A 26,053-nucleotide genomic window follows, 5' to 3' on the forward strand; every position below is an offset into this window, starting at 1 on the left:
ATGAGCCGACACACCCTCTCCGTGCTGGTCGAGGACAAGCCGGGCGTGCTGACCCGGGTGGCCGGACTGTTCGCGCGCCGCGCCTTCAACATCGACTCGCTCGCCGTGGGACCCACGGAGCTCGACGGCGTCTCCCGCATCACCGTGGTGGTGGACGCCGAGGGCGAGCTGCTCGAACAGGTCACCAAGCAGCTGAACAAGCTCATCAACGTGATCAAAATCGTCGAGCTCACCCCCGACTCGTCGGTGCAGCGCGACCACATCATGGTCAAGGTCCGCGCCGACGCCGCGACCCGTCTGCAGGTCACCCAAGCCGCGGACCTGTTCCGGGCCACCGTTGTCGACGTCTCCACCGAGTCGCTCGTCATCGAGGCCACCGGCGCCCCGGAGAAGCTCCGGGCGCTGCTGGACATCCTGGAGCCCTTCGGCGTCCGGGAGATCGTCCGGGCCGGTACGCTGGCCCTCGGACGTGGTCCCAAGTCGATGAGCGACCGCGCCCTGCGCCACTGACGCCCCCGGGCGGCGGTGGACGCGGGCGCCGGCCCACAGACACCCCAACCACCTCGCGGCGGTGCCCCCGCCGCGCCCACCCATGCTTCAAGGAGACAATCCCATGGCAGAGATCTTCTACGACGACGACGCCGACCTCTCGATCATCCAGGACCGCTCCGTGGCCGTCATCGGCTACGGCTCGCAGGGCCACGCCCACGCGCTGAACCTGCGCGACTCCGGCGTGGACGTGCGCATCGGCCTCGCCGAGGGCTCGCGCTCCCGGGCCAAGGCCGAGGCCGAGGGCCTGCGGGTGCTCACCGTCGCGGACGCCGTCAAGGAAGCCGACGTCATCATGATCCTGACGCCGGACCAGGTCCAGCGCCACGTCTACGCCGAGTCGATCGCCCCGAACCTGGAGCAGGGCGACGCCATCTTCTTCGCCCACGGGTTCAACATCCGCTACGGCTACATCGAGGCCCCCGCGGGCGTCGACGTCGTCATGGTCGCCCCGAAGGGCCCGGGCCACACCGTGCGCCGCGAGTTCGAGGCCGGCCGCGCCGTGCCCGCCCTCGTGGCCGTGGAGAAGGACGCCTCCGGCAAGGCCCTCGAGCTGGGCCTGTCCTACGCCAAGGGCATCGGCGGCACCCGTGCGGGCGTCATCAGGACCACCTTCACCGAGGAGACCGAGTCCGACCTCTTCGGCGAGCAGGCGGTCCTGTGCGGCGGCATGTCCCACCTGGTCCAGTACGGCTTCGAGACCCTGACCGAGGCCGGCTACCAGCCGGAGATCGCCTACTTCGAGGTCCTGCACGAGCTCAAGCTCATCGTGGACCTCATGGTCGAGGGCGGCATCGCCAAGCAGCGCTGGTCCATCTCGGACACCGCCGAGTACGGCGACTACGTCTCCGGCCCCCGGGTGATCAGCCCCACGGTCAAGGAGAACATGAAGGCCGTGCTGGCCGACATCCAGGACGGCACCTTCGCCAAGCGCTTCATCGAGGACCAGGACAACGGGGGCGCCGAGTTCAAGAAGCTGCGCGAGAAGGAGGAGTCCCACCCGATCGAGGTCACCGGCCGGGAGCTGCGCAAGCTCTTCGCGTGGACCTCGCCGGACGCCGACTACGTCGAGGGCACCGCGGCCCGCTGATCCGCACCCGCCCCCACCGCCGCGCCCGGCGCCGGGGCACCGGCCGAGGGGCCGCGTCCGCACGTCATGCGCCGAGCATTCCGTGCGGACGCGGCCCCTCGGCCGTGTCCGGCGTCCTACCCTGGGGCTGCCCGCGCTGCTGTACGCCGTCGTCAACGCCCTGCTCGCGGCGCTGGGCCGGGAGGTCGACTGGTCCAAGGCCCTCGAGCGGGCCCCCGCCTACCTGGCGACCTTCGCCCTCGTGGCGGTGCTCGGGGCGGCCTGGAAGAGCCCGGCTGGCGCGGCTTCGCGCTGCCCCGGCTGCAGGAGCGGCTGGGCCCACTCCGGGCGACCGCGCTGCTCGGTTCGCTGTGGGGGGTCTGGCACGTCCCGCTCTACGGGCCGCTGGGCTTCGCGGTGCCGTTCGTCCTCGCGTTCCTCTGCACCCCGCTGTACAACCGCACGGGCAGCGTGCTGCTGCACGCGAGCTTCACACCGGCCCAGGACCACCTCGTCCTGCTGGCCGCGGAGCCGGTGCACACCGGGCCGCTGGACACCGTGGACCTCGTCCCGTTCGGCACCTACGCCGGGGCCGCGCTGCTCGTCGTGGCCCTCACCCGCGGGCGTCTGGGCGCGGGGAGCCCCCGGCGGTGGGCCGACCCGGCCGGGCCCCGAGCCCCGGCCGCCCCGGGCGCGCACGGCCCCCGCGGTCGGTAGAGTGGAGGCCGTGACTTCCTCCCACCGCACCCCGTACTACATCACCACGGCCATCGCGTACCCCAACGGCACCCCGCACATCGGGCACGCCTACGAGGTCATCGCGACCGACGTCATGGCCCGGTTCAAGCGGCTGGACGGCTACGACGTCCGCTTCCTGACCGGCACCGACGAGCACGGCCAGAAGATGCAGCAGACCGCGGAGAAGGAGGGCCTCACGGCCCGGGAGCTCGCGGACCGCAACTCGGCGCGCTTCCGCGAGATGGACGACGCCCTGAACATCTCCTACGACCGCTTCATCCGCACCACGGACGCCGACCACTACGCGGCGTCGGCGGCCCTCTGGCGCCGGATGGAGGAGGCCGGGGACATCTACCTCGGCAAGTACGCCGGCTGGTACTCCGTGCGCGACGAGGCGTTCTACGGTGAGGACGAGACCGAGCTCCGCGCGGACGGCGTGCGGTGCTCGACGGGCACCGGCACGGAGGTCACCTGGACCGAGGAGGAGTCCTACTTCTTCCGCCTCTCCGCCTACCAGGACCGGCTGCTGGAGCTCTACGAGCGGGAGGGCTTCGTCCACCCCGAGACCCGGCGCAACGAGATCGCGTCCTTCGTGCGCTCGGGCCTGGAGGACCTCTCCATCTCCCGCACCACCTTCGACTGGGGCGTGCCCGTGCCCGGCAACCCGGACCACGTGATGTACGTGTGGGTGGACGCCCTCACCAACTACCTCACCGGCGTGGGCTTCCCGGACACCGCATCCGAGACGTTCCAGCGGTACTGGCCCGCCGACGCCCACGTGATCGGCAAGGACATCGCCCGCTTCCACGCCGTGTACTGGCCGGCGTTCCTGATGTCCGCCGGCCTGCCCCTGCCCCGCCGCGTCTTCGCCCACGGCTTCCTGTTCAACCAGGGCGAGAAGATGTCCAAGTCCGTGGGCAACGTCATCGACCCGCACGCCCTCGTGGCCGAGTACGGCCTCGACCCGCTGCGCTTCTTCCTGCTGCGCGAGGTGCCGTTCGGCCAGGACGGCAGCTACTCGCACGACGGGATCAAAAACCGCATCAACTCCGACCTCGCCAACGACCTCGGCAACCTCGCGCAGCGCTCGCTGTCGATGGTCGCCAAGAACTGCGAGGGCCGGGTCCCCGCGCCGGGCGAGCTCACCACCGAGGACCGGGCCATGCTCGCCGCCGCCGCCGGGCTCTGCGCGCCGGTGCGCGCCGAGTTCGACGAGCAGCAGTTCCACCGGGCGCTCGAGCGGATCTGGCGGGTGGTCGCCGACGCCAACCGGTACTTCACCGCCATGGAGCCCTGGAAGCTGCGCAAGACCGACGCCGGGCGGATGGCCACCGTGCTCTGGGTGACGCTCGAGGTGGTGCGCGTGGTCGGCATCCTGGTCCAGCCGGTGGTGCCGGACGCCGCCGCCCGGCTGCTCGACGTGCTCGGCCAGGCCGAGGGCGACGCCCGCCTGTTCACCGCCCTGGACACGCCCCTCGTGGCCGGCACGGAGCTGCCCCCGCCCGCGCCGGTGTTCCCGCGCTACGAGGAGCCCGCGGCGCTCCAGTCCTGAGCGGCGATCGGCTGTCCACCATGCGAGACGTCCGTCCACACCGTGGTCGTACGGGTCGGTCGGCTCCTATCCTGGGGCCATGAGCCAGCCGACGCCCGCAGCCGCCCCCGCCCACCTGAAGATCGCCCTCGTCCCCGGTGACGGCATCGGCCCCGAGGTCGTGGCCGAGGCGGTGAAGGTCCTCGACGCGGTGACCGCCGCGGCCGGCGTCACGGTGGAGAGGACGGAGTTCGGCCTCGGCGCGCAGCACTGGCTGGACACGGGGGAGACCCTCACGGACCGGACGCTGGACGAGCTGCGGACCCACGACGCCATCCTGTTCGGCGCGGTCGGCGCCGCCCCCGGGGACCGGCGGGTCCCGTCCGGGATCATCGAGCGCGACGTGCTGCTGAAGATGCGCTTCAGCCTCGACCACTTCGTCAACCTCCGCCCGTCCAGGCTCTTCCCGGGCACCACCAGCCCGCTCTCCCACCCCGGGGACATCGACTTCGTGGTGGTGCGCGAGGGCACCGAGGGCCCGTACGCCGGCAACGGCGGGGTGCTTCGCGGCGGCACCGACGCCGAGATCGCCACCGAGGTCTCGCTCAACACCGCCTACGGCGTGCGCCGCCTCGTGCGCTACGCCTTCGAGCTCGCCGCCGGGCGGGAGCGCAAGCGGCTGACCCTCGTCCACAAGCACAACGTGCTCGTCAACGCGGGCCGCCTCTACGCGCGCCTCGTCGAGGAGATCGGCGCCGAGTTCCCCGACGTCGCCGTCGACTACCTGCACGTGGACGCGGCCACGATCTTCCTCACGACCGACCCGGCGCGCTTCGACGTCATCGTCACCGACAACCTCTTCGGGGACATCCTCACCGACCTCGCCGGCGCGGTGACGGGCGGCATCGGACTCGCCCCGGCCGGCAACATCAACGCGGACCGCACGGCGCCCTCGATGTTCGAGCCCGTCCACGGCTCCGCACCGGACATCGCCGGGCAGCAGAAGGCGAACCCCGTGGCGGCGATCCTCGCCACCGCCATGATGCTGGAGCACCTCGGCCACTCCGGGCCGGCGGCCCGGATCGAGGCCGCCGTGCAGCAGGACCTCGCGGCCCACGGCAACGAGTCCCGCACCACCGCCCAGGTGGGCGACGGCGTGCTCGCCGCCCTCGCCTGAGCCGATCCGGCCGTGCTCCGGGGATAGGCTGGGGCACGGAACCAACAGCTGAGCCCCGCGTGCCGGTCGCCACGGGGTCGACCTCGCAGGGAGACGCAGTGACCACACAGCCCACCACCTTCGCCCACCACCTCAGCCAGGACCCGGTCCCGGAGGAGGTCCGGGCGGCCATCCTCGCCGAGCCGGGCTTCGGCACGAACTTCACGGACCACATGGTGAAGATCGACTGGTTCGGGGACGTCGAGAAGGGCACGGGCCGCTGGAGCGACCCGCGGGTCGAGCCGTACGGACCGCTGGTCCTGGACCCCGCCGCGGCCGTGCTGCACTACGGCCAGGAGATCTTCGAGGGGCTCAAGGCCTACCGGCACGCGGACGGCTCCGTGTGGACGTTCCGGGCCGAGGCCAACGCCGCCCGGCTCAACCTGTCGGCCCGTCGGCTGGCGCTGCCGGAGCTGCCCGAGCAGCTGTTCCTGGACTCGCTGCGCGAGCTCGTGTCGGTGGACGAGCAGTGGGTGCCCGACGGGGACGGGGAGTCCCTGTACCTGCGCCCGTTCATGATCGCCACGGAGGCGTTCCTGGGCGTGCGCCCGTCCCGCCAGGTGCTGTACTCCGTGATCGCCTCCCCGGCCGGCAACTACTTCGGCGGCCCGGTGAAGCCCGTGGACATCTGGCTCTCCCGCGACTGGGCCCGGGCCGGCCGCGGCGGCACGGGAGCGGCCAAGTGCGGCGGCAACTACGCCGCCTCCCTGATCGCCCAGATGGAGGGCGACGCCCACGGGTGCCAGCAGGTGATGTTCCTGGACCGCGACCGCGGCGACGCCGTCGAGGAGCTGGGCGGCATGAACGTGTTCTTCGTCTACGACGACGGCCGCCTGGTGACCCCCGAGCTCACCGGCACGATCCTCGAGGGCGTCACCCGCCGCTCGATCATCCAGCTCGCGAAGGACCGCGGGATGACCGTCGAGGAGCGCCGCTTCACCCTCGACGAGTGGCGCGAGGGCTGGCAGGCCGGGACCATCACCGAGGCGTTCGCGTGCGGGACCGCCGCCGTCATCACCCCCATCGGCCGGCTCGTCTCCACCGAGGAGACCATCGGCGACGTGGGGGCCCGGCCCGGCGAGGTCACCATGGACATCCGCCGGCAGCTCCTGGAAATCCAGACGGGCCGCGCGGAGGACCCGCACGGCTGGCTGACCCGCCTGGTCTGAGCCCCGCGCGGCCCCGGTGGCGCCACCGGGGCCGCGCGGCCGCCCGCGGACCGTGGGATAGCCTGGTCCCATGCGAATTGCCAGGTGCACGGTCGACAGCGAGATCCACTTCGGCGCGGTGCAGGGCGCCGCCGGCGAGGAGACGGTCACCGTCCTCGCGGGCGACCCCTTCTACACCGGGATCAACCCCACCCAGCAGCGCCACGACATCGCCGACGTCCGCCTCCTCGCCCCCGTGATCCCGCGCTCCAAGATCGTGTGCGTCGGCCGCAACTACGCCGACCACGCCGCGGAGCTGGGCAACGAGCTGCCCACCTCGCCGATGCTGTTCTTCAAGCCCAACACGTCCGTCGCCGGCCCCGGCGACCCCGTGACCCTGCCCGCGTGGACCGAGCAGGTCTCCTACGAGGCCGAGCTCGCCGTCGTCATCGGACGGATGTGCAAGGACGTCCCCGTGGAGCGCGTGCCCGAGGTGGTCTTCGGCTACACCGCCGCCAACGACCTCACCGGCCGCGACGTGCAGAAGACCGACGGGCAGTGGGCGCGCGCCAAGGGCTTCGACGGGGCCTGCCCGCTCGGGCCCTGGATCGAGACGGACCTCGACACCTCCGCCCTCGCCGTGCGCAGCCGCGTCAACGGCGAGACCAAGCAGGACGGCAACACCCGGGACATGGTCTTCGACGTCCCGTTCCTCGTCTCCTACGTCTCCCAGGCGTTCACGCTCCTGCCCGGCGACGTCATCCTCACGGGCACGCCCGCCGGCGTCGGCATCGTCGACGAGGGCGACCGGATCGAGGTGGAGGTTGAGGGCATCGGCGTCCTGCCGACCGTCCTGCGCCGCTGACCCGCACCGCCGGCCGGCGCCGGTCCGCACCGCCGACCCGTGCGGGCACCGCGGCGCCCCGCACCACCGCACGACCCCGCCCAGACCCCGAGCGATCCACGAAAGAGCCATGACCGACACGCCCGCCACCCCGGCCACCGCCTCGACCACCCCCTCGCCCGTGCGCGTGCGCTTCTGCCCGTCCCCGACGGGCACCCCGCACGTGGGGCTGATCCGCACCGCGCTGTTCAACTGGGCCCACGCCCGCCACACCGGCGGCACCATGGTCTTCCGTGTCGAGGACACCGACACCCTGCGCGACTCGGAGGAGAGCTACCAGCAGCTGCTCGAGGCGCTCGCGTGGCTGGGGATCGACTGGGACGAGGGCGTCGAGACCGGGGGTCCGCACGCCCCGTACCGGCAGTCGCAGCGCCTTGACGTCTACCGCGACGTGGCCGCCCGGCTCCGGGAGCACGGGGCGGTCTACGAGGCGTACTCCACCCCGGAGGAGGTCGAGGCCCGGCACCGGGCGGCCGGCCGCGACCCCAAGCTCGGCTACGACAACTTCGACCGCGACCTCACCGAGGAGCAGGTCGCGGCCTACCGGGCCGAGGGCCGCGAACCGGTGCTGCGGATGCGGATGCCGGACGAGGACATCGTGGTCCACGACATGATCCGCGGTGAGATCGTCTTCCGGGCCGGCTCCATTCCGGACTACGTGGTGGTGCGCGCCAACGGCCAGCCGCTGTACACCCTCACCAACCCCGTGGACGACGCCCTGATGGAGATCACCCACGTGCTGCGTGGGGAGGACCTGCTCTCCTCGACACCGCGCCAGATCGCGCTGTTCCGCGTCCTGGTCGAGATCGGCTTCGCGAAGTACGTGCCCGAGTACGGCCACCTGCCCTACGTCATGGGCGAGGGCAACAAGAAGCTGTCCAAGCGCGACCCCGAGTCCAGCCTCTTCCACCTCAAGGACAGCGGCTTCGTCCCCGAGGGCCTGCTCAACTACCTGGCCCTGCTGGGCTGGTCCCTGTCCGCGGACGAGGACGTCTTCACCGTGGAGCAGCTCGTGGAGCACTTCGACGTCCACGACGTCCTGGCGAACCCCGCGCGCTTCGACCTCAAGAAGGCCACCGCGATCAACGGCACCCACGTCCGCAGGCTCGCCCCCGAGGACTTCCGCGACCGGCTCGTCCCCTATCTGCAGGCCGGCGGCGTACTGGGGGACACTCTGGACGAGCGCCAGCGGGACATCCTCGACCGGGCCGCCCCGCTGGTCCAGGAGCGGATGAACCTGCTCGGCGAGGCCCCCGAGCTGCTGTCCTTCCTCTTCGCCGCCGACGACGAGATCGAGGTCGCCGACGACGCCCGCAAGCAGCTCAAGGACTCCGCCGGCGACGTCCTGCGGGCCGCCCTTGCCGCTCTGGAGCCGCTCGAGGACTGGAGCGCCGCCACCCTCGAGACCGCGCTCCGCGAGGCCATCGTGGACGGGCTGGGCATCAAGCCGCGACTGGCCTTCGGGCCCGTCCGCACCGCCGTCTCGGGCCGGCGGATCTCGCCGCCCCTGTTCGAGTCCCTCGAGATCCTCGGCAAGGACTCCTCGCTGACCCGCCTGAGCGCCCTCGCCGCCCAGCTCGGCTGAGCGCCCTGCCCGCCGACGACGACGGTCCGGCCCGCCTTCCGCGGAGGGCGGGCCGGACCGTCGTCGTCGGCGTGGACGTCATCTGCACACACCCCGGGCGCTCCGGCGTAGCCTGGGACACGGGGGCGATCAGCATGGACCGGACGGACGACCAGATCGAGGCGATGCGCGCGGGACGCCCGCAGCACCGCAATCCCGTGCAGCGGGACACCATCACGTGGTTGCGCACCGGCGCGGAGACCGGGGGCGAGCACGCCCTGTTGCACGTCGAGGTGGAGCCCGGGGGAGAGGTGCTCGCCCACTACCACCGCCGGTTCGGGGTGCGCGTGCGGGTCCTCGAGGGCGTGCTGCGGGTCCAGGTCGGCCACGTCGTGCGGGACCTCGGGGCGGGCGGCGAGGTCGAGGTGCCCCCGGAGCACCTGTTCCGCTGGAAGAACCCGAGTGGGTCGCCGGCACGCTTCGTGGTCAAGGTGCGGCCCGCCCACGAGGGCTTCGAGAAGGGCCTGGTGGCCCTGTACGGGCTCGCCCGGGACGGGCGCACCCGCCGGGACGGCCGGCCGCGGAGCCTGCTCCGCACGGCGCTACTCATCCAGTGGACCGACATCAACCTCCCGGGGCTCTACCGCTGGCTGGGGCCGGTCGTCCGGGCGCTGGCGGGCATCGCCCGCCGCCGGGGGATCGACCGGGAGCTCGAGGAACGCTACTGCGCCTGACACCGATTTGCCGCCGTGCCGGAAGGCCGGTATAGTTCTTTTGCGTTGCGCCGGTCGCCGCGGGAAACCGCCGGACCGGGGACGACAGTGGGATATGGTGTAATTGGCAACACTACGGTTTCTGGTACCGTCATTCTAGGTTCGAGTCCTGGTATCCCAGCGCTGCTCCATCGGATCAGTACGGCCCCATCGTATAGCGGCCTAGTACGCCGCCCTCTCACGGCGGTAACGCGGGTTCGAATCCCGCTGGGGTCACCACCGCGGAACACCCCCGGACCACACGGTCCGGGGGTGTTCTCGTGTCCGGGGTGCGCTGCGCTGCCGGAGCAGGGCCGGCGTCCGGAACAGGTCGCGGGACCTGGTACAGTGTACGAGGCCGGTCGCGGGAAACCGCGGACCGGATCGGTGCGGCCCCATCGTATAGCGGCCTAGTACGCCGCCCTCTCACGGCGGTAACGCGGGTTCGAATCCCGCTGGGGTCACCACGGAAGACGTCCCCCGGACCACACGGTCCGGGGGACGTCGTCGTTCCACCCCAGCGCCCGGGGAGCGCCGGCAGGGGAGGCCGCGCCGATCTCGACGCCGAGCACTAAGCACCCTTACGTTGTGGCGGTCGGGCTGTTACCGTGGCAGGACCGTCGCCGCCGACGTCCGGATCGGCGGCCATGAGCCGAGGAGCAGACGTGAACGACATCTCTCAGCACGACGACCTCCCGCTGCCCGACTACGACCACCTCCCCGTGGGTGTGCTCGGCTCGAAGATCTCGGGCCTCGACGAGCGCGGGGTGCAGCAGCTGCTGGACTACGAACGGGCGCATGCCGACCGGCTGCCCGTGGTGCAGGTCCTGGAGCGACGGATCGAGGCGCTGCGGCAGGGGGCCGAGCCCAGCGGCGCCGTGCCCGAGGCCGCGCCGGAGGTGTCCGGGACCAGCGGCGGTTCGCCCGTCTCGCCGGAGACCTCCGGGCCTCCGATCAACCCACCGTCCCAGGGCACGCCCTTCAACCCGGCCCAGCCCCGCTGACCCTGCGCGGGAGAGGAGCGCACCGTGAACGAGAGCTACGACGTGGTCGTCGTCGGTGGGGGGCCCGCGGGCCTCGCCGGGGCGCTGTGCCTGGCCCGCGCCCGGCGCACGGTCCTCGTGGTGGACGCCGGGGCCCCGCGCAACGACCCCGCGGAGCACGTGCACAACTACCTCGGCCGCGACGGCGACGCCCCGGGCGCGCTGCTCGCGGACGGGCGTGCCGAGGTCACCGGCTACGGAGCGGACGTCGTCGACGGCACGGTGGTCTCCGCCCGCCCGGCCGGGGAGGGCGGCCACGGCGTCCGGTTCCGGCTGGCGCTCGAGGACGGCCGGTCGGTGCGGGCGCGCCGCGTGCTGATCACCACCGGACTGACCGACGAGCTGCCGGACGTCCCGGGCGTGGCGCAGCGGTGGGGCCGCGACGTCGTCCACTGCCCCTACTGCCACGGCTGGGAGTGGCGGGACGAGCCGCTGGCGGTGCTGGGCACCGGCCCTCTGGGCGTGCAGCAGGCGCAGCTGTTCCGGCAGTGGAGCCACGACATCACCTTCGTGCAGCACACCGCCCCGGCGCCGGACGACGAGGAGCGCGAGCACCTGGCGGCCCTCGGCATCGCGTGCGTGGCGGGCGAGGTGCGGCGCGTGGAGGTGTCGGGGGACCGGATCACCGGTCTGCGGCTGGTCTCCGGCGAGCTCGTGCCGTGCCGGGCCGTGGTCGTGGTGCCGCGCTTCACGGTCCGCTCCGCCCTCATCGACTCCCTCGGTCTGCGCACGGCCGACGTGGAGGAGAAGGGCCATGCCGTCGGCACGTACGTGCCCTCCGCGCCCACGGGCGGCACGGACGTGCCGGGAGTCTACGTGGCGGGCAACGTCACGGACCTCCACGCCCAGGTCCTCGCCGCCGCGGCGGCCGGGCTCACGACCGCAACAGCCGTCAACGCCGACCTGCAGGCCGAGGACCTCGGCCGGGCGCTCGCCGAACGCGACCGCGCCTGACGTCACGGGTCCGGTCGGCCGGGAGCGGATCCACGAGGAACAGGAGCGGGCGCGCGACCTGCCACGCTGTCGTCGCCCGGGCCGCCGTCCGCCGCCGTCACCGGTACGCAGGAGGCGGCGGGCCCCGCCGGCCCGGGCAGCGCCCGGGCCGGCGGGGCCGGGCACCGGATCAGGCCAGCGAGGCGTCCAGGGTGATGTCCACGGACAGGGCCTGGGAGACCGGGCAGCCGGCCTTGGCCTCCTCGGCGATGCGCGCGAAGTCCTCCGCGGAGATGTTCTCCACCTGCGCCACCACGGTCAGCTCGACCCCCTTGATGCCCTCGCCCGCCACGAAGGTCACCTCGGCCGAGGAGTCCAGTCGGGTGGGCGGGGTCTCGTTCTGGGCGAGCATGTTGGAGAACGCCATGGCGTAGCAGGTGGCGTGCGCGGAGGCCAGGAGCTCCTCGGGGCTCGTCTTGGCGCCGGTACCGCTCTCCGCGCGGGTGTCCCAGTCCACGTCGAAGGGGCCCAGGCCCGAGCCGGTCAGGCTGGTGGTGCCCGAGCCGTTGAACAGATCGCCGGTCCAGACGGTGCTGGCCTTGCTGATGACGGGTTTCGGCATGGTTCCTCCTGAGATCCACGGCAGGCGGGCGCTCCGCCTGCCGGCGCCGGGCGGCGCTGCTGTCACGCTAGCGGATCCGTGCGGCCCGCGAGCGGCCGGGGCCGTGTTTCAGCCGTCGGCGCGTGGCCGGCCGGCGGAGGCACGTGCTACCCCAGGGGCCTCCTGGGGGTCTCCGGGCCGCGGGGCGTCCCCCGATCGGCGACGGCACGGGTGGTCGCGTGCGCGGCCGCGGACACGAGCCGTTCCAGCGGACCCCGTCCGAAGGCGTGCCGCCAGGCGAGGGCCACGAGTGCCGAGACGAGGAGGCAGGCGGCGAACCAGAGCAGCGGGCTGCTGTAGTGGACCTCGGTGGCCAGCAGGACCAGCTGTCCCGTGTACAGGGACAGGGTCATGGCCCCCATGGCCGTGAGCGGCAGCAGCCACTTGCCGAACTCGCGGCCGGCGAGCAGGAAGGCGCCGAGCACGGCCGTGCTCACCCCGAGGCTCCAGGCCACCGAGAGGAGCGTATTGGTGTGCGGGGCGGAGAGCGCCTGCCACCACAGCGAGGACGTCGGCAGGGGTCCGTCGGCGCCGAAGACGACGAGGTGGTCCAGGTCCGCCCGGGTGAGGGAGACGATGCTGTAGAGCAGGACGTTGTAGCCGTCCATGCCGTAGAGGAGCACCCAGGAGACGAGCTTGGCGAGGGCCGCGAGGCCGAGTCCCGCGGCCAGTAGGCGGCTCTGCAGACGCAGGCTCTTGAGGTTGAGGCGGCCGAGGGCGAGCCCGGCGAGCAGGTACGCCATGTACGTCACGGCCGGGTACGTGCCGGTCAGCGTCAGCTGCCAGAAGAGCGCGACCGGTTCGGTGACGAGGTGGGCGAACGTCGGGTTGGCGGAGCTGTGCTCGGGCACCACGTCGCCCAGCCAGTGGATCAGGAGGGGCCCGAGGAGCAGGAACGCGCCCGAGCACAGGAGCAGGGTCCGTGCCCGCAGCCCCAGGAAGGGCAGCGCGAGCAGGAAGAAGAGCCCGTAGTGGACCAGGATGCCGACGGCCGGCGGGTCCGCCGGCATCAGGTACCCGACGGTCAGCCCGATCACCATGATCAGCAGCGCGCGCACCGCGATCCCGGCGCGGGCGGCGGTGAGGTCCCGGCCCCTGCGGGGTCTGCGGGCGCCGGTGGAGAAGGCGAGGCCGACCCCGGCGAGCAGGGCGAACAGTGCCGCGGAGTCCCCGGCGAACAGCAGCCAGGACAGCGTCGGCCGGTCGTTGTCGGGATAGGACTGCGGCAGGAAGTGGACTGCCGTCAGCCCGACGAGAGCCAGTCCCCGGGCGGCGTCCACGGCGACCAGGCGCCCGGCCGACCGGCGGGGGTCGAGCCCGCCGGTGGCCTCCGCGGCCCGGTCTCTCGTGGGGTGGTCGTTCATGGGTCCCGCCGTCCTGTTCCTCATCCCCGGCCCCACGGTGGGTCGCGCTCAGGATGTCGTGTGCACTGCCGCCAATCTTCGCATCCACGCCGGTTGTCGCGGCAACGTTGCGCCGGAAGGCTCAGGAGGCCTCGCGCAGCGCCGGCCCCGGCACGGGCAGGCCCGCGCAGCGGCGGTGCAGGACCTTGGCCCGCATCCGGCGCCGGGCGTCCAGGACGGCCGCGGCCGGTGCCGCGGGCTCCGCCTCGGGTCCGAGGACCTCGACCGCCTCCCGCAGGTCCTCGTCGCGTGCGACGGTCCGGCGGAGCAGATCCAGCGCGGACGGCTCGAGCTCGTGCACACAGGTGAGGTCCACGCTTACCCTCGCCGCGGGGAGCGTCGTGCGGGTCCGCCGGAGGACGGGGTGGAGGGCCTGCTGGTTCGCGCGGGTCAGGGGACCGGTCACGCTGACCCGGACGAACCGGCCGTCGGGGTCCACCTCGACGAGGACGGAGAGCTTGCGGTGCACGGGGTCGGCTCCTTCACGGGGCGGCGGCCACCGGCCCCGCCCGATGGACGATGAGGGCCCTGTTCTGCGGGCACCGACAAACCGTAAGCCACCTTATGGTCGGGCCGCAAACGCGGCACCCCGCGCGGTCGGGAGCGGACCCAGGCCCGTTCCCGGGCGGGCGGGCGGGGTCGGCGACCCTCCCACGGGGCGCGGTCCGCGCCCCTCAGACCCCGCCGCGGCCGCCCTCGCCCCGGTCGGCGGAGGCGGCCCGGGACAGCCGCAGGGGCTGGAGCGCCGCGAGCTCCGCGGGGGTCGCGGTCCGGAACGGCGGGGCCTCCGGGCACTGCGGCGCGCGCCGCCCCTGCCCGCGGGTGGCCCGCAGGCTCGTGCCGACCGACACGACCAGGACGGCCGTGATCACCGCGAGGGAGACCCCCGTGCGGATGTCGACCAGGTCGACCTTGAGCGCCATCTTCACCCCCACCCACACCAGGACCAGGGCCAGCCCGGCGCGCAGGTGCACGAAACGGTGCATCAGGTCCGCCAGCAGGAAGTACATGGCCCGCAACCCCAGCACGGCGAAGGCGTTGGCGGTGAAGACGATGTAGACCTCGTCGGTGACCGCGAAGACGGCCGGGATCGAGTCGACGGCGAAGACCACGTCGGTGGCCTCGATCAGCACCAGCACCGCCAGCAGCGGCGTGGCCCGCAGGGCCCCGCCGACGCGCACCACGAGCCGCTGCCCGTAGAAGACCTCGGTCATCGGCACGCAGCGGCGGAAGACCCGCAGCACCGCCGACCGGTCCGGGTCCAGACGCGCGTCCCGCTGCCGGAGCATCCGCCACCCGGTGTAGAGCAGGAACGCGGCGAAGAGGTAGAGCACTCCCTCGAAGGCGTGGATCAGCGCCGCGCCCGCGGTGATGAAGCCGCCGCGCAGCACCAGCGCCCCGAAGACGCCCAGGAACAGCACCTGGTGCTGGTAGGCGCGGGGGACGGCGAAGTACGTGAGCAGGACCGCCCAGACGAACACGTTGTCCACCGAGAGCGACTTCTCGATCAGGTACCCGGCGAAGTACTGCTGGCCGGCCTGCGACCCGAAGACAGCCCAGACCACCACCCCGAAGCCCGTCCCGCAGGCCACCCACACCGCCGTCCACACCGCGGCCTCGCGCAGCCCGATCGCGTGCGGGCGCCGGTGGGCGAGCAGGTCCACGGCCAGCAGGACCACGATGCCGCCGATCACCGCGGCCCACCCCCAGAACGGGACGTCCATCGCCACCAGCCACCCTCCGGTTCCCGACCGGAGGTCTCTCCCGGCCCGTTCCGGGCCCGCGCGCCGGATCCTGCGGTGGGACCGTCGTGACGACGCTGCGCGGGGGGATACTCCCCTCCTGGCCCCTCCAGCGAACCCCGCCCCGCCCTCCGCGTCAAGAGGCGTCGCGAACCCCCGCGGCGGCGGTGCGCAGGTCGGTCCGACGGGTCCCCGGTGCTACGCTCCGCAGTGAGCCGGGAGATCCGCCCGGCGACGACGGCGGGGTCTCCCGCCCCGCCCGTCCGCACCGCTCCAGCCTCTCCCGGATGGTGGTGATCACCGTTTTCCCGCACCCGTCCCCCGCAGCGACCACCGGCCCCACCCGCACCTTCGGCGTGGAGGAGGAGCTGCTCCTCGTGGACGCCGTGACGCTGGAGCCCGCCGCCGCCGGCCCGGACGCCGTGGACGCGCACGCCGCCGGCGTCCGCTCCTCCCCGGCGACGGCACCGGCGCACCAGGTCACCACCGAGCTGCAGCAGGAGCAGCTCGAGGTCGCGAGTCCTCCGCTGACCGGTCTCGCGGAGCAGATCGCCGCGATCCGTCAGGGGCGCCGCCTGGCCGACGCCGCCGCCCGCGCAGTGGGTGCCCGCGCCGTCGCCCTCGCCTCACCGGTCACGGCGGGCGCCCCGCACCTCGTGCCCACACCGCGCTTCCGGTGGCTCCAGGAGCGCTTCGGGCTGGTGGCCGCCGAGCAGCTGACCTGCGGCCTCCACGTCCACGTGGGCGTGGGCAGCCGCGAGGAGGGCGTGGCCGTACTGGACCGCATCCGGGTGTGGCTGCCCGTCCTGCTCGCCCTGAGCGGCAACTCCCCGTTCTGGTACGGCCGGGAGAGCGGCTTCAGCAGCTACCGCTACCAGGCCTGGGTCCGCTGGCCCACCTCCGGTCCCACGGAGGTCTTCGGCTCGGTCGAGGAGCACGACCGGCAGCGCGAGGCCCTGCTGCGCTCCGGGGTGCCCCTCGACCTCGGCATGATCTACTTCGACGCCCGGCTCTCGGCCCGCTACCCCACCGTGGAGATCCGGATCACCGACGTGTGCCTGGACGCGGAGCACGCCGGGGTGCTGGCCGCCCTCGGCCGGGCGCTGGTCGAGACGGCCGCCCGCCAGTGGCGGGCGGGTCACCCCGCGCCGCCGGTGAGCGCGGCGCAGCTACGGACCTGGTCCTGGCAGGCCAGCAGGGCCGGCGTCGAGGGGCCGTTGATCAGCCCGGCCTCCGGCGCTCCCGCCCCGGCCGCGGACGTCGTGGCGGAGCTGCTCGCCGTCGTGCGCCCCGTGCTCGCGGAGTGGGACGAGGCCGCACAGGTGGAGTCCGTGGTGGCCGGCGTCCTGCGGGACGGCTCCGGCGCCCGCCGGCAGCTGGCGGCCCACGCCGCGCGGCGGGACCCGCTCGACGTCGTGCGCGTGGCGCTCGAGGCGAGCCACCGGTGAGGGCGCGGGGGCACCCGGGGCTCGAGCGGCGGCGCGTCGTCGCCGGCACCCACGCGGTCGACGTGCGGGGGACCTTCGACCGTGCGCGGCCCCCGGTGGTCCTCGTGCACGGCATCGGCATGTCGGGCCGGTACTTCCTGCGGCTCGCGGACGCGCTCGCGGCCACGCACGACGTCTACGCCGTCGACCTGCCGGGCTACGGGTCCTCGCCGCGCCCCGCCCGGCCCCTGTCGGTGCCCGAGCTCGGCCGCGTGGTCGCGGGGGCCGTCGAGGCGCTGGGGCTGCGGGCTCCCGTGGTCGTGGGGCACTCCATGGGCTGCCAGGTCGTCGTGGACGCGGTCAGGGACCACCCCGGGCTGTGCGCCGGCTACGTGCTGGTGGGACCGACCGTCGACCCCACCGCGCGCAGTCTGCTCGGCCAGGGGTGGCGGCTGCTGCGGGACACCCTGCGCGAGCCCCCGCGCACCAACGCCGTGGTCGTCCGCGACTACCTCCGGATGGGCCCGCTCCGCTATCTGCGCACTGCCCGGCACATGCTCCGCGACCGGATCGAGGAGGACATCCGGGGCTGCACGCCCCCGGGGCTGGTGGTGCGCGGTTCCCGCGACCCCATCGCCCGGCGGGACTGGTCCCGCCGGCTGGCCCGGGCGGCCCCCGACGCCCGCTTCCTGGAGATCCCCGGGGCCCCGCACAACGTCCAGCACACCGACCCCCGGGAGCTCGCCGCGGCGTGCGCGCCCTTCCTCGCCGCCTGCCGTCCCGGGAGCCCCGTGTGATCCCGCGGCTGGGCGCGGCGGCCGCGAATCTCGCGGCCTGGGCCCGCGACTACGTCTACGCGGTCCGGTGGCAGGCCGCGGGCGTCCTCGGCCGGTGGGAGCCCGCCCACTACCGGGGCCCGGGAGAGCCGGGGCGGACTTCGGTCGTGCTGATCCCCGGGATCTACGAGTCGTGGACGTTCATGCTCCCGGTGGCCGGGCTGCTGCGGGAGCACGGCCACGACGTCCACGTGGTGGAGGACCTGAGGTTCAACACCGGGACCATCGAGGACATGGCGGCGCTGGTCGACGAGCACATCCGCCGGGAGGGGATCGAGCGCTGCGTGCTGGTGGCGCACAGCAAGGGCGGGCTGATCGGCAAGCACCTCCTGGCCCACCACAACGAGGGCACCGTGATCCAGGGGCTCGTGGCCGTCAACACCCCCTTCACGGGCTCCGAGCTCGCCCGGCTCCTGCCCCTCCCGACGATCCGGGTGTTCCTGCCCCACTCCCCGGAGCTCACCGCGCTGACCACCCGCCGGGAGGTCAACCGGCACATCGTCTCCGTCTACGGCCTGTTCGACCCCCACATCCCGGGCGGCAGCCACCTCGAAGGGGCGCGCAACGTCCAGCTCGGCACGCGCGGTCACTTCCTGCCGCTCAGCGACCCGCGCGTGCACGAGGCGATCCTCGAGGGGATCGGCACGCTCACCCGCTGACCCCGCCGGGGCCCGGTGGCCGCCGACCCGTCCTGACCGGACCGCCCGGGCGTCGGAGGCGACTGCTACTCTTCGGCCACCGAGCGCGCCCCGGACGGCGCGCCGCCGGAGACAGGCACGACGGACGACGCCGGAGGGACGGTGGGACCGTGGGCGAACTGGGACTGACCCCCTTCCAGGGCTGGGAGGTGATGTCCTGGGCCCTGCTGGCCGCCGCCGCGGTGTGGACAGTCGCTCGGGGCGTCCGGTGGCTCGTGGGGCGCTACGGGCAGAACACCCGCTGGGGCCGCAGGTCGCGCACCCGCCTCGGCCTGCGCCGGGCCCGTGACGGCCTGCTGGAGCGCCACGCCGCCGGAGAGCTCACCGAGGACGAGTACCGGGAGCGGCTGCGGCTGCTCGAGCAGGAGGGCCGCTCCGGCCCCTGACCGCCCCGGGACAGCGGGCGGGCATGCGCGAGCACCGGGCCCGGCACAGCGCAACCGCGCCGTGCGGTTCACGCCTCCGGGCCGGCCGGTCCCCGCCGGTCGTCGTCGCCCAGGGCCTCGACCCCCCGGACGTCCGCGAGCGCGGACCCGTCGCCGTAGGAGCTCGACGTGATGACGCTGAGCTTGCCGTTGGTCTCGAGCACGACCGCCTCGACCCGGGAGAGGTCGCCGGTGCCCTGCATCCGCACGGCCTGGCGCAGCTCCGACTCGGTGAGCCGGTTCCGCCGCATCGCGTCGTGGCGGAACCGTCCCCCGGCCAGCAGCAGCGCCGGTTCGGCGGTGAAGGCACCGCGCATCCGCGGCCAGCGCGCGGAGATCCAGGCCACGAGCAGCTGGAGGGCGGCGAGCAGGCCGAGGGCAGTGGCGCCTTCGGCCCAGGAGACGTCCGTGCTGAGGAAGATCGTGGCGAGGGTCGAGCCGAGGGCGACCGTGACCACGAAGTCGAAGACGTTGAGCTGGGCGAGGGTGCGCTTGCCGGACAGGCGCAGGATCGCCACCAGCGTGGTGTAGGAGGCGGCGCCGACGAGGACGATCCGCAGGATGTCGGACCAGGAGTCAAACCACACGGAACGGCCTCCGGTCGGTGGTCGGGTTCGTCGGGCAGGGCTGCTGCCATTTCATGCGGGGGTCTCCTCCTCCTGTTTGCGCTCCGGCTCCCGGTGCTGGAGCCACGCGCTCAGCGGTGCGGTGGACAGCCCGTGGACGAGCACGGACAGGGTGATGGCCAGGGTGGTGTGGACGAAGATCTCGTGGTTGCCGGTGTGCCGTTCGGCCAGCGTCGCGTAGAACAGGGCGGAGACGCCGATGGGTCCGAACCAGCTCAGGACGAGCGTCTCGGCGCGGTCGTGCACGCCCCGCAGCAGTGGCCGGAGCGCCCACAGGGCGACGAAGCGGCGCAGCAGCAGCGCCGCGCCGAGGACCAGGGGAGCACCCCAGCCCAGTTCCGCCCACTCTCCGACCGGCAGCGCCAGGCCGAGCAGGATGAACACCGGCAGCAGGAACAGCCGTGCCACGGCGTCCTGGACCTTGTCCTCCTGTGCCTCGTCCCGCTGGGGGATCACCTGCCCGAAGACCGCGACGCCCACGAAGACGGCCAGCAGGGCGTCGGTGCCCAGCAGCTTGCCGGTCCCGAGCAGCACGAGTGCCAGCGGCACCACGAAGGCCAGGTAGGAGCTCTCCTCCATGAGCCCGTGCCGGCGGACGACGACGAACAGCCTGCCCAGCAGGAAGCCCGCCAGCGCCCCGAACACCGCCGCGCCGAGCACCTCCCACAGCAGGACGGTGGTCAGCAGCTCGTGCCACGCCCGGTCCGGATCGGTCAGCAGCAGCACCGGGAGGAGGACGAAGAGGTAGGCCAGTCCGTCGTTGAGCCCGCTCTCGGCCGAGAGGTTGTGCCGGACCCGCTCGGGGATCCGCTCCTCGGCCAGGGAACCCGTGACGATCGGGGTGGTGACCAGGGGGTCGGTCGGGGTGATGATCGCGCCCAGCAGCAGCGCCACCAGGAACGGCACGCCCAGCGCCGCCCACAGCACGCCGGTGGCCACGACGAGCATCAGGGCCATGCCCAGCCCGATGACCACGGCGATCCAGCGGGCGTCGCTGCGCCAGTAGCCGTGCGGCAGGCGCAGGGCGACCCCGGCCAGGCCCACCGCCAGGGTGATCCGCGCGGCCTGCTCCAGCAGCGTTCCCGGGGGCAGGCCGAAGTCCTCGATCCGCACGAGGTCCAGCGCGTAGGGGCCGATCAGCGCGCCGAAGGCGAGGGCGAGCACCGGGCCGGGAAGACCGGCCCGCTGCAGCAGCGTCGAGAACGCCGAGATCAGCAGGACGGTGCCCGCGAACAGTGCCAGTACGAGGTTGATGTCCATGGGCGTCCTTCCGTCGCATCGGGCTCACGGCGCCGCCCGGGGTGCCGCGTGCCACTACCGTAACCCTGCTGATGGTCACGCGGCCAAGGGCGGTCCCGAGAGGGAGCCACCGGGTAGGGTCGCGGGGAAAGGACACCGGCGGACGGGAACGGAGCGACGACGTGGACGTGCTGCTGACGCTGCTGGGGACCACGGTGATCGTGCTCGGCCTGCGGGACATGTACCACAGCCTGCTGCACCCCAGCGGCACGGGCGCCATCGGTGGAAGGGTGCAGGCCGCCGTCTGGTGGGTCTCCCGGCGCACCGGGCACCGCTTCGGCTCGGCCGTGGGTCCGGGCTCGATGATCACGGTGGTGCTCCTGTGGGTGCTCCTGCAGGGACTCGGCTGGGCCCTGGTCTACCTGCCGCACGTCCCCGGGGGCTTCACGTACTCGCCGGGGGTGGACCCCGCCGCCTACCCGGATCTCCTCGAGGCCCTCTACATCTCGTTCGTCACCCTGGCGACGCTCGGGTTCGGGGACGTCGTGGCCACCGGCCCCTGGCTCCGGCTCGCCACCCCGCTCGAGGCGCTGACCGGGTTCGCCCTGCTCACGGCGGCACTGACGTGGTTCACGCAGATCTATCCGCCGCTGTCCCGCCGCCGGGCCCTCGCGCTCGAGCTGACGTCCCTCGCCGAGGTGGACTACGCGGACGGCATCGCGGAGGAGGACCCGGTCACGGCGGCCCGGGTGCTGGACGGCCTGGCCGCGGAGGTGGCCAAGGCGCGGATCGACTTCACCCAGCACGGCGAGACGTACTACTTCCAGGAGGAGGACCCGGACCTCTCCCTGGCCCGGCAGCTGGCCTATGCCCTCGAGCTGCGCGACCGGGCCGCCGCGTCCTCCGCGCCGCGGGTGCGCACCGGCGCCCGGCGGCTGGGACTGGCCCTCGAGCAGCTCGCGCACGAGCTGCGGGAGAACTCCGGGTGCGCAGGGGAGACGCCCGCGGACGTCTTCGCCGCCTACGCCGAGGACCACGGGCGGGACCTGCGCCGCTGAGCCGGCGGTCCCCGGGGAACAATCCCCGGGGACCGTCGGTTGCGCGGAGCATGAAGGCATTGACGTACGCCCGCTACGGCGGCCCCGAAGTCCTCGAGCTCACCGACCTCCCCGAGCCCAAGGTCCCCCCGGGCTGGGTGCTCCTGAAGGTGCGCAGCGCCGCGATCAACCCCGTGGACTGGAAGATCATGGCCGGCGGCCTCGATCCGCTGATGGAGGTCCAGTTCCCGGTGGTGCCCGGCTGGGACGTGTCCGGGGTCGTGGAGGCCGTCGGCATCGACGTCCCGGAGTGGGCCCCGGGCGACGAGGTGATCTCCTATGCCCGCACGGACTGGGTGCACGGCGGGACGATGGCCGAGTACGTCGCCCTGCCCGCACGCCTGCTCGCGCCGAAGCCGGCCTCCGTGGACTGGGACCGGGCGGCCGCGCTGCCGCTGGCCGGGCTTACGGCCTACCAGGTCCTCGGCCGCCTGGAGGTGGCCGCGGGAGACACCGTGCTCGTGCACAACGCCTCCGGGGGCGTGGGCGGCTACGCCGTCCAGCTCGCCGTGGCCCGGGGCGCCCGCGTGATCGGCACGGCGTCGGAGGCCAACCACGAGTACCTGCGCGGTCTCGGCGCGGTGCCCGTGGCCTACGGGGACGGGCTGCCCGAACGGGTCCGGGAGCTGGCTCCGGACGGCGTGGACGTCGTGGTCGACCTCGTGGGCGGGGTCGTGGAGCAGACGCTCGCCGTCCTGAAGGACGGGGGGCGGCACGCCTCCGTGGCCGACGACGCGGTCGAGGCCCACGGCGGGACGTGGATGTGGGTGCGTCCCTCCGCCGAGGACCTCACCGAGCTGGGCCGTCTGGTGGACCGGGGCGCGCTCCGGATCGAGCTCGCCCGCAGCGTGCCCCTGGCCGAGGGCGTGGAGGCCTACCGGCTCAGCCAGGAGGGGCACGTCCGCGGCAAGATCGCCGTCCGGATGGCGTGAGCCCCCGGCGTCCCGCGCCGCGTAGGTGCACAGCAGGCTGACTGGCACAATGTCCCTGTGACCGACCAGACAGAGATTCTGAGCGCCCTCGAGGACGCGCGGGCGCTGCTCGCGGCGTCGACCCTTCCGCTGTCCACGACCGACGTGCTGCGCGAGCGCGAGGACATCGACCGTGCCGTCGCCCAGCTCGACGACTACGTGCTGCCCCGGGTGCGCTCCCTCGACGCGCCGCTGCTCGCGGTGGTCGGCGGCTCCACGGGCGCCGGCAAGTCGGCCCTGGTCAACGCGGTCGTGGGGCACCCCGTGACCCGGTCCGGGGCCATCCGCCCGACCACCCGGCAGCCCATCCTGATCCACCACCCGCGCGACGCCGAGGCGTTCTCGACCCAGCGGGTGCTCCCGCACCTGAGCCGGATCCACGCGCGGAAGGTCATCCCCGCCGGCTCGACCGCCGCGGACACCGCCTCCCCGTCCGCGCTGCCCGGCACCGCGGACGGCCAGGCCCTCGTGCTGCTCGCCGAGCCGCGGATCCCCGAGGGCGTCGCGCTGCTCGACGCCCCGGACGTCGACTCGATCTCCGACGAGAACCGCCGGCTCGCGGGGCAGCTGCTGGCCGCCGCCGACCTGTGGCTGTTCGTGACCACCGCGAACCGCTACGCCGACGCCGTGCCGTGGCGGCTGCTCGTCGAGGCCGCCCAGCGGGACATCACGGTGGCCGTGGTCCTCGACCGGGTCCCGCACGGGCTCGAGGCCGAGATCGAGCACGACCTCCGGCGGATGCTCGCCGAGCAGGGCCTCGAGGACGCCCCGGTGTTCACCGTCCCGGAGTCACCGCTCAACGAGATGGGCATGCTCCCGCCCCACGTCGTCGCCCCCGTGGTGGACTTCCTGGCCGAACTGGGGCGCAACGCCGCCTCCCGCTCGGAGATCGCCCGCCGGACCCTCGGCGGCGCGGTCCGCTCCATCGCCGAGCGCACCGGCGCGGCCGGGACGGCGGTGCTCTCCCAGCACCGCGTCGAGGCGCAGCTGCGCCACGACGTGGACCGCGCCTTCGACGAGGCGCTCGCCGCCGTCATCGAGTCGACCCGGGACGGGACCCTGCTGCGCGGCGAGGTCCTCGCCCGCTGGCAGGACTTCGTGGGCACCGGCGAGTTCTTCCGCAACCTCGAGGCCGGGATCGGCCGGATGCGGGACCGGCTCACCGCCTTCTTCAGCGGGAGGCCGGCACCCGAGGTCCAGGTCGAGGAGGCCATCGAGACCGGTCTGCAGACCGTGATCGTGGAGGAGGCCGCGCGCGCCTCCGAGACCGCGGAGCGCCGCTGGCTGGACGAGCCCGCGGGCCGGGTCCTGCTCGGCGGGTCCGACCTCGGCTCGCTGCCCCCGGACTTCCGCGAGCGCACGGCCGAGCAGGTGCGCGCCTGGCAGGGCGACCTCATGGAGCTGATCCAGCGCGAGGGCGCGGACAAGCGGACCAGGGCGCGGGCCATGTCGCTGGGCGTGAACGCGCTCACCGTGATCCTCATGATCGGCGTGTTCTCCATGACGGGCGGGCTCACCGGGCTGGAGGTCGGCATCGCCGGCGGCTCCGGCGTGGTGGGCACCAAGCTGCTCGAGGCGGTCTTCGGGGAGGACGCCGTGCGGCGGATGGCCGAGGACGCCCGCAAGAACCTCGAGTCCCGGATCCACACGGTCATGGACCAGCAGGCGTCCGTGTTCCTGCGGCGCCTCGACGTCCTAGACGGGCACCCGGAGGCCGACGAGCTCGTGGCCGTGGCCGAGCGCATCCGCGCCGCGGGGCGGACGCTGGGGGAGAGCGCATGAGCCCCGCCCGGCAGGCGGCGCCGAGCCTCTCCGAACGGCTCACCGCGCTCGCGCGCGCCACGGAGCTGGCCTCCGGCCGGCTCGACGACGAGGCCGTGGCGGCGTCCCGCACCGTCCTGGACCGCGCCGCCGAGCGGCGCTCCCTGTCCGCCGACCACACCGTGGTGGGCTTCTTCGGGGCGACCGGGTCCGGGAAGTCCACCCTGTTCAACGCGGTCGTGGGACGGGACATCGCCCGGGCCGCCGCCCGCCGCCCCACCACCTCCGAGCCGCTGGCCGCCGTCTGGGGGGAGCCGGGCAGCGAGGCCCTGCTGGACTGGCTCGGCGTCACCCAGCGCCACCACGTCGACACGCCCCTGCCCACCGGGCACGCGGACGCCGGCCGGTGGACGCGCGTCAAGGAGCGGATCACGGGCGCGCCCGCCGCGGAGGCGCCCGGCGGGCTGATCCTGCTCGACCTGCCGGACTTCGACTCCGTGAGCCTGCACCACCGCACCATCGTGCAGCGCCTCGTCGGCATGGTCGACGTCGTGGTGTGGGTCGTGGACCCGCAGAAGTACGCCGACGCGGTCATCCACCAGGAGTTCATCGCGCCGCTGGCCCGCCACGGGGCCGTGACCATGGTGGTGATGAACCAGGTGGACCGGCTGCCGGCTGCCGAGGTCCCCGCCGTGATGGCCTCCCTCGAGGAGCTCGTGGCCCAGGACGGGCTGCCCACCACGGGGCTGTCGAAGCCGGTGGCCGTCTCCGCGGTGACGGGGGAGGGCGTCGAGGCCCTCCGCGCGCGGATCCGCCAGATGGCCGACACCCGGGCGGCGGCCGGCGCCCGGCTCGACGCCGACGTGGACGACGCCGCCGCGCTGCTCGCCGAGGCCTCCGGGGACGGGGAGCCTGCCGGGATCACCGAGCAGGCGCAGGAGCGGCTCACCGACGGCCTGGCGCAGGCCGCCAACGTGCCCGGGATCGCCCGGGCCGCCGGGAGGTCCTACGCCCTGCACGCGGCGGGGCACACGGGGTGGATCCCCACCCGGTGGCTGCTGAGGTTCCGCAAGGACCCGATGCGTCGGCTGAACCTCGACCGGGGCGGGACCGTGAACCCCGAGGTCAACCGCACGTCCCTGCCGCCCATGGGCGCCGCCCAGCGGGCTGCGGCCGACTCCGCGGTGCGCACCTTCGCCCACGACGCCGCGGACGGGGCCGCCGAACCGTGGACCCGGTCGGTCCGGCAGGCCGCGCGCACCCACGAGCAGAGGCTGCCGGACGCGATCGACCAGGCCGTCGCCCGCACCGACTTCCGGGCCGGGCGGAACTCCTGGTGGTGGCTCGTCCTCGACGTCGTCCAGTGGCTCGCGATGCTCGCGGTGGTCGCGGGTCTGCTGTGGCTCCTGGGCCTGTTCCTGCTCGAGTGGTTCCAGATCCCCGTCCCGCCGCCCCCGTACGTGGAGGGCTTCCCGCTGCCCGTGCCCACGCTGCTCGTCCTCGCCGGGGTGGTGCTCGGGATCTTCACGGCCCTGACCGGCCGGATCCTCGCCGGCTTCGGCGCCCGGATGCGGGAGCGCTCGGTGCGGCGCCGACTGCGCGAGTCGGTGGCCGAGACCGCCCGGCGCACCGTCGTCGACCCCGTGCGGGCGGAGCTCGAGGCCTTCGCCGCCTTCCGGAGGGCGCTGGCCGTCCTGCGCGGCTGAGCGCGGCGGCCGCG

General features: G+C 73.7%; 25 protein-coding genes and 3 tRNA genes. 22 read left to right on the plus strand and 6 right to left on the minus strand.

What is annotated here, in order from left to right; genetic code table 11:
- The 14 genes from ilvN (at position 1) to RF647_RS10250 (ending at position 11,468) form a co-directional block, all read left to right on the plus strand.
- Positions 1-510: an acetolactate synthase small subunit gene (gene ilvN, locus RF647_RS10185; protein WP_017833218.1), complete on the plus strand. Its 510-nt coding sequence runs from the start codon at positions 1-3 to the stop codon at positions 508-510.
- Between the two features lie 103 nt (positions 511-613).
- On the plus strand, positions 614-1,639 hold the full coding sequence (gene ilvC, locus RF647_RS10190) for a ketol-acid reductoisomerase (protein ID WP_368811600.1): 1,026 nt from the start codon (positions 614-616) through the stop codon (positions 1,637-1,639).
- 66 nt (positions 1,640-1,705) lie between these two features.
- The gene (locus tag RF647_RS10195; protein WP_368811601.1) at positions 1,706-2,335 is read left to right on the plus strand and encodes a CPBP family intramembrane glutamic endopeptidase; all 630 of its coding nucleotides are present in this window, start codon (positions 1,706-1,708) and stop codon (positions 2,333-2,335) included.
- Between the two features lie 10 nt (positions 2,336-2,345).
- On the plus strand, positions 2,346-3,908 hold the full coding sequence (gene metG / locus RF647_RS10200; RefSeq protein ID WP_368811602.1) for a methionine--tRNA ligase: 1,563 nt from the start codon (positions 2,346-2,348) through the stop codon (positions 3,906-3,908).
- A 79-nt stretch (positions 3,909-3,987) separates the two neighbouring features.
- The gene (locus RF647_RS10205) at positions 3,988-5,064 is read left to right on the plus strand and encodes a 3-isopropylmalate dehydrogenase (protein WP_368811603.1); all 1,077 of its coding nucleotides are present in this window, start codon (positions 3,988-3,990) and stop codon (positions 5,062-5,064) included.
- 98 nt (positions 5,065-5,162) lie between these two features.
- A complete protein-coding gene (locus RF647_RS10210; RefSeq protein WP_368811604.1) occupies positions 5,163-6,272 on the plus strand; it encodes a branched-chain amino acid aminotransferase in 1,110 nt (369 codons plus the stop codon).
- A gap of 70 nt (positions 6,273-6,342) precedes the next feature.
- The gene (locus tag RF647_RS10215; RefSeq protein ID WP_368811606.1) at positions 6,343-7,116 is read left to right on the plus strand and encodes a fumarylacetoacetate hydrolase family protein; all 774 of its coding nucleotides are present in this window, start codon (positions 6,343-6,345) and stop codon (positions 7,114-7,116) included.
- A 109-nt stretch (positions 7,117-7,225) separates the two neighbouring features.
- Positions 7,226-8,740, plus strand: a complete 1,515-nt coding sequence (gltX, locus tag RF647_RS10220; RefSeq protein ID WP_368811607.1) for a glutamate--tRNA ligase — start codon at positions 7,226-7,228, stop codon at positions 8,738-8,740.
- A 134-nt stretch (positions 8,741-8,874) separates the two neighbouring features.
- Positions 8,875-9,453 carry a cupin domain-containing protein gene (locus tag RF647_RS10225; protein ID WP_368811608.1) on the plus strand — a complete coding sequence of 193 codons (579 nt, stop codon included), beginning with the start codon at positions 8,875-8,877 and terminating at the stop codon, positions 9,451-9,453.
- An 88-nt stretch (positions 9,454-9,541) separates the two neighbouring features.
- Positions 9,542-9,613, plus strand: a tRNA-Gln gene (locus RF647_RS10230).
- 22 nt (positions 9,614-9,635) lie between these two features.
- Positions 9,636-9,711: transfer RNA gene (locus RF647_RS10235), tRNA-Glu, on the plus strand.
- A 151-nt stretch (positions 9,712-9,862) separates the two neighbouring features.
- Positions 9,863-9,938 (plus strand) — tRNA-Glu (locus RF647_RS10240).
- A gap of 198 nt (positions 9,939-10,136) precedes the next feature.
- The gene (locus tag RF647_RS10245; protein WP_017833209.1) at positions 10,137-10,475 is read left to right on the plus strand and encodes a hypothetical protein; all 339 of its coding nucleotides are present in this window, start codon (positions 10,137-10,139) and stop codon (positions 10,473-10,475) included.
- 24 nt (positions 10,476-10,499) lie between these two features.
- Entirely contained in the window at positions 10,500-11,468 is a 969-nt protein-coding gene (locus tag RF647_RS10250) for an NAD(P)/FAD-dependent oxidoreductase (RefSeq protein WP_368811609.1), read from the plus strand.
- A gap of 169 nt (positions 11,469-11,637) precedes the next feature.
- Here the strand turns inward: RF647_RS10250 and RF647_RS10255 are convergent, their stop codons facing one another.
- The 4 genes from RF647_RS10255 to RF647_RS10270 form a co-directional block, all read right to left on the minus strand.
- Entirely contained in the window at positions 11,638-12,069 is a 432-nt protein-coding gene (locus RF647_RS10255; RefSeq protein ID WP_368811610.1) for an OsmC family peroxiredoxin, read from the minus strand.
- Positions 12,070-12,215: 146 nt separating this feature from the next.
- Entirely contained in the window at positions 12,216-13,472 is a 1,257-nt protein-coding gene (locus RF647_RS10260) for a heparan-alpha-glucosaminide N-acetyltransferase domain-containing protein (RefSeq protein WP_368811611.1), read from the minus strand.
- Positions 13,473-13,593: 121 nt separating this feature from the next.
- The gene (locus RF647_RS10265; protein ID WP_368811612.1) at positions 13,594-13,980 is read right to left on the minus strand and encodes a hypothetical protein; all 387 of its coding nucleotides are present in this window, start codon (positions 13,978-13,980) and stop codon (positions 13,594-13,596) included.
- Positions 13,981-14,185: 205 nt separating this feature from the next.
- Positions 14,186-15,235, minus strand: a complete 1,050-nt coding sequence (locus RF647_RS10270; protein WP_368811662.1) for a TerC family protein — start codon at positions 15,233-15,235, stop codon at positions 14,186-14,188.
- Between the two features lie 305 nt (positions 15,236-15,540).
- On the opposite strand from RF647_RS10270, the gene RF647_RS10275 reads away from it, so the two are divergent.
- The 4 genes from RF647_RS10275 to RF647_RS10290 all read left to right on the plus strand — a co-directional run bounded on the left by RF647_RS10275 (position 15,541) and on the right by RF647_RS10290 (position 18,600).
- Positions 15,541-16,701 (plus strand): glutamate--cysteine ligase, encoded by a 1,161-nt coding sequence (locus tag RF647_RS10275; protein WP_368811613.1) that lies wholly within the window; start codon positions 15,541-15,543, stop codon positions 16,699-16,701.
- Positions 16,698-17,477 (plus strand): alpha/beta fold hydrolase, encoded by a 780-nt coding sequence (locus RF647_RS10280; RefSeq protein ID WP_368811614.1) that lies wholly within the window; start codon positions 16,698-16,700, stop codon positions 17,475-17,477. The genes RF647_RS10275 and RF647_RS10280 overlap by 4 nt, the downstream gene beginning before the upstream one ends.
- Positions 17,474-18,175, plus strand: coding sequence for an esterase/lipase family protein (locus tag RF647_RS10285; protein ID WP_368811615.1), 702 nt, complete (start codon positions 17,474-17,476; stop codon positions 18,173-18,175). Before RF647_RS10280 ends, RF647_RS10285 begins: the two co-directional genes overlap by 4 nt.
- Positions 18,176-18,324: 149 nt before the next feature.
- Positions 18,325-18,600: a hypothetical protein gene (locus RF647_RS10290; RefSeq protein ID WP_035928915.1), complete on the plus strand. Its 276-nt coding sequence runs from the start codon at positions 18,325-18,327 to the stop codon at positions 18,598-18,600.
- 68 nt (positions 18,601-18,668) lie between these two features.
- Here RF647_RS10290 and RF647_RS10295 read toward each other — a convergent pair whose 3' ends face one another.
- Together RF647_RS10295 and RF647_RS10300 are read right to left on the minus strand one after the other, a co-directional pair.
- Positions 18,669-19,226 (minus strand): DUF421 domain-containing protein, encoded by a 558-nt coding sequence (locus RF647_RS10295; protein WP_368811616.1) that lies wholly within the window; start codon positions 19,224-19,226, stop codon positions 18,669-18,671.
- A 51-nt stretch (positions 19,227-19,277) separates the two neighbouring features.
- The gene (locus tag RF647_RS10300) at positions 19,278-20,525 is read right to left on the minus strand and encodes a cation:proton antiporter (RefSeq protein WP_368811617.1); all 1,248 of its coding nucleotides are present in this window, start codon (positions 20,523-20,525) and stop codon (positions 19,278-19,280) included.
- Between the two features lie 161 nt (positions 20,526-20,686).
- On the opposite strand from RF647_RS10300, the gene RF647_RS10305 reads away from it, so the two are divergent.
- From RF647_RS10305 to RF647_RS10320, 4 genes are read left to right on the plus strand one after another with little or no spacing between them, the layout of a single operon-like run.
- Entirely contained in the window at positions 20,687-21,562 is an 876-nt protein-coding gene (locus RF647_RS10305) for a potassium channel family protein (RefSeq protein ID WP_368811618.1), read from the plus strand.
- A 50-nt stretch (positions 21,563-21,612) separates the two neighbouring features.
- Positions 21,613-22,533 (plus strand): NADP-dependent oxidoreductase, encoded by a 921-nt coding sequence (locus RF647_RS10310; RefSeq protein WP_368811619.1) that lies wholly within the window; start codon positions 21,613-21,615, stop codon positions 22,531-22,533.
- A 57-nt stretch (positions 22,534-22,590) separates the two neighbouring features.
- Positions 22,591-24,354, plus strand: coding sequence for a dynamin family protein (locus RF647_RS10315; protein ID WP_368811620.1), 1,764 nt, complete (start codon positions 22,591-22,593; stop codon positions 24,352-24,354).
- On the plus strand, positions 24,351-26,039 hold the full coding sequence (locus tag RF647_RS10320) for a dynamin family protein (RefSeq protein WP_368811621.1): 1,689 nt from the start codon (positions 24,351-24,353) through the stop codon (positions 26,037-26,039). The genes RF647_RS10315 and RF647_RS10320 overlap by 4 nt, the downstream gene beginning before the upstream one ends.
- Positions 26,040-26,053: the final 14 nt, after the last annotated feature.

This window comes from Kocuria sp. CPCC 205263 (genome assembly GCF_040981075.1).
GTDB lineage: Bacteria > Actinomycetota > Actinomycetes > Actinomycetales > Micrococcaceae > Kocuria > Kocuria rosea.

What these genes read in the sequence shown, in the direction of transcription:
- ilvN (WP_017833218.1), top strand. Translation starts at nt 1, where the DNA reads ATGAGCCGACACACCCTCTCCGTGCTGGTCGAGGACAAGCCGGGCGTG.
- ilvC (WP_368811600.1), top strand. Translation starts at nt 614, where the DNA reads ATGGCAGAGATCTTCTACGACGACGACGCCGACCTCTCGATCATCCAG.
- RF647_RS10195 (WP_368811601.1), top strand. Translation starts at nt 1,706, where the DNA reads ATGCGCCGAGCATTCCGTGCGGACGCGGCCCCTCGGCCGTGTCCGGCG.
- RF647_RS10205 (WP_368811603.1), top strand. Translation starts at nt 3,988, where the DNA reads ATGAGCCAGCCGACGCCCGCAGCCGCCCCCGCCCACCTGAAGATCGCC.
- RF647_RS10215 (WP_368811606.1), top strand. Translation starts at nt 6,343, where the DNA reads ATGCGAATTGCCAGGTGCACGGTCGACAGCGAGATCCACTTCGGCGCG.
- gltX (WP_368811607.1), top strand. Translation starts at nt 7,226, where the DNA reads ATGACCGACACGCCCGCCACCCCGGCCACCGCCTCGACCACCCCCTCG.
- RF647_RS10225 (WP_368811608.1), top strand. Translation starts at nt 8,875, where the DNA reads ATGGACCGGACGGACGACCAGATCGAGGCGATGCGCGCGGGACGCCCG.
- RF647_RS10255 (WP_368811610.1), bottom strand. Translation starts at nt 12,069, where the DNA reads ATGCCGAAACCCGTCATCAGCAAGGCCAGCACCGTCTGGACCGGCGAT.
- RF647_RS10260 (WP_368811611.1), bottom strand. Translation starts at nt 13,472, where the DNA reads ATGAACGACCACCCCACGAGAGACCGGGCCGCGGAGGCCACCGGCGGG.
- RF647_RS10270 (WP_368811662.1), bottom strand. Translation starts at nt 15,235, where the DNA reads ATGGACGTCCCGTTCTGGGGGTGGGCCGCGGTGATCGGCGGCATCGTG.
- RF647_RS10275 (WP_368811613.1), top strand. Translation starts at nt 15,541, where the DNA reads ATGGTGGTGATCACCGTTTTCCCGCACCCGTCCCCCGCAGCGACCACC.
- RF647_RS10300 (WP_368811617.1), bottom strand. Translation starts at nt 20,525, where the DNA reads ATGGACATCAACCTCGTACTGGCACTGTTCGCGGGCACCGTCCTGCTG.
- RF647_RS10310 (WP_368811619.1), top strand. Translation starts at nt 21,613, where the DNA reads ATGAAGGCATTGACGTACGCCCGCTACGGCGGCCCCGAAGTCCTCGAG.
- RF647_RS10320 (WP_368811621.1), top strand. Translation starts at nt 24,351, where the DNA reads ATGAGCCCCGCCCGGCAGGCGGCGCCGAGCCTCTCCGAACGGCTCACC.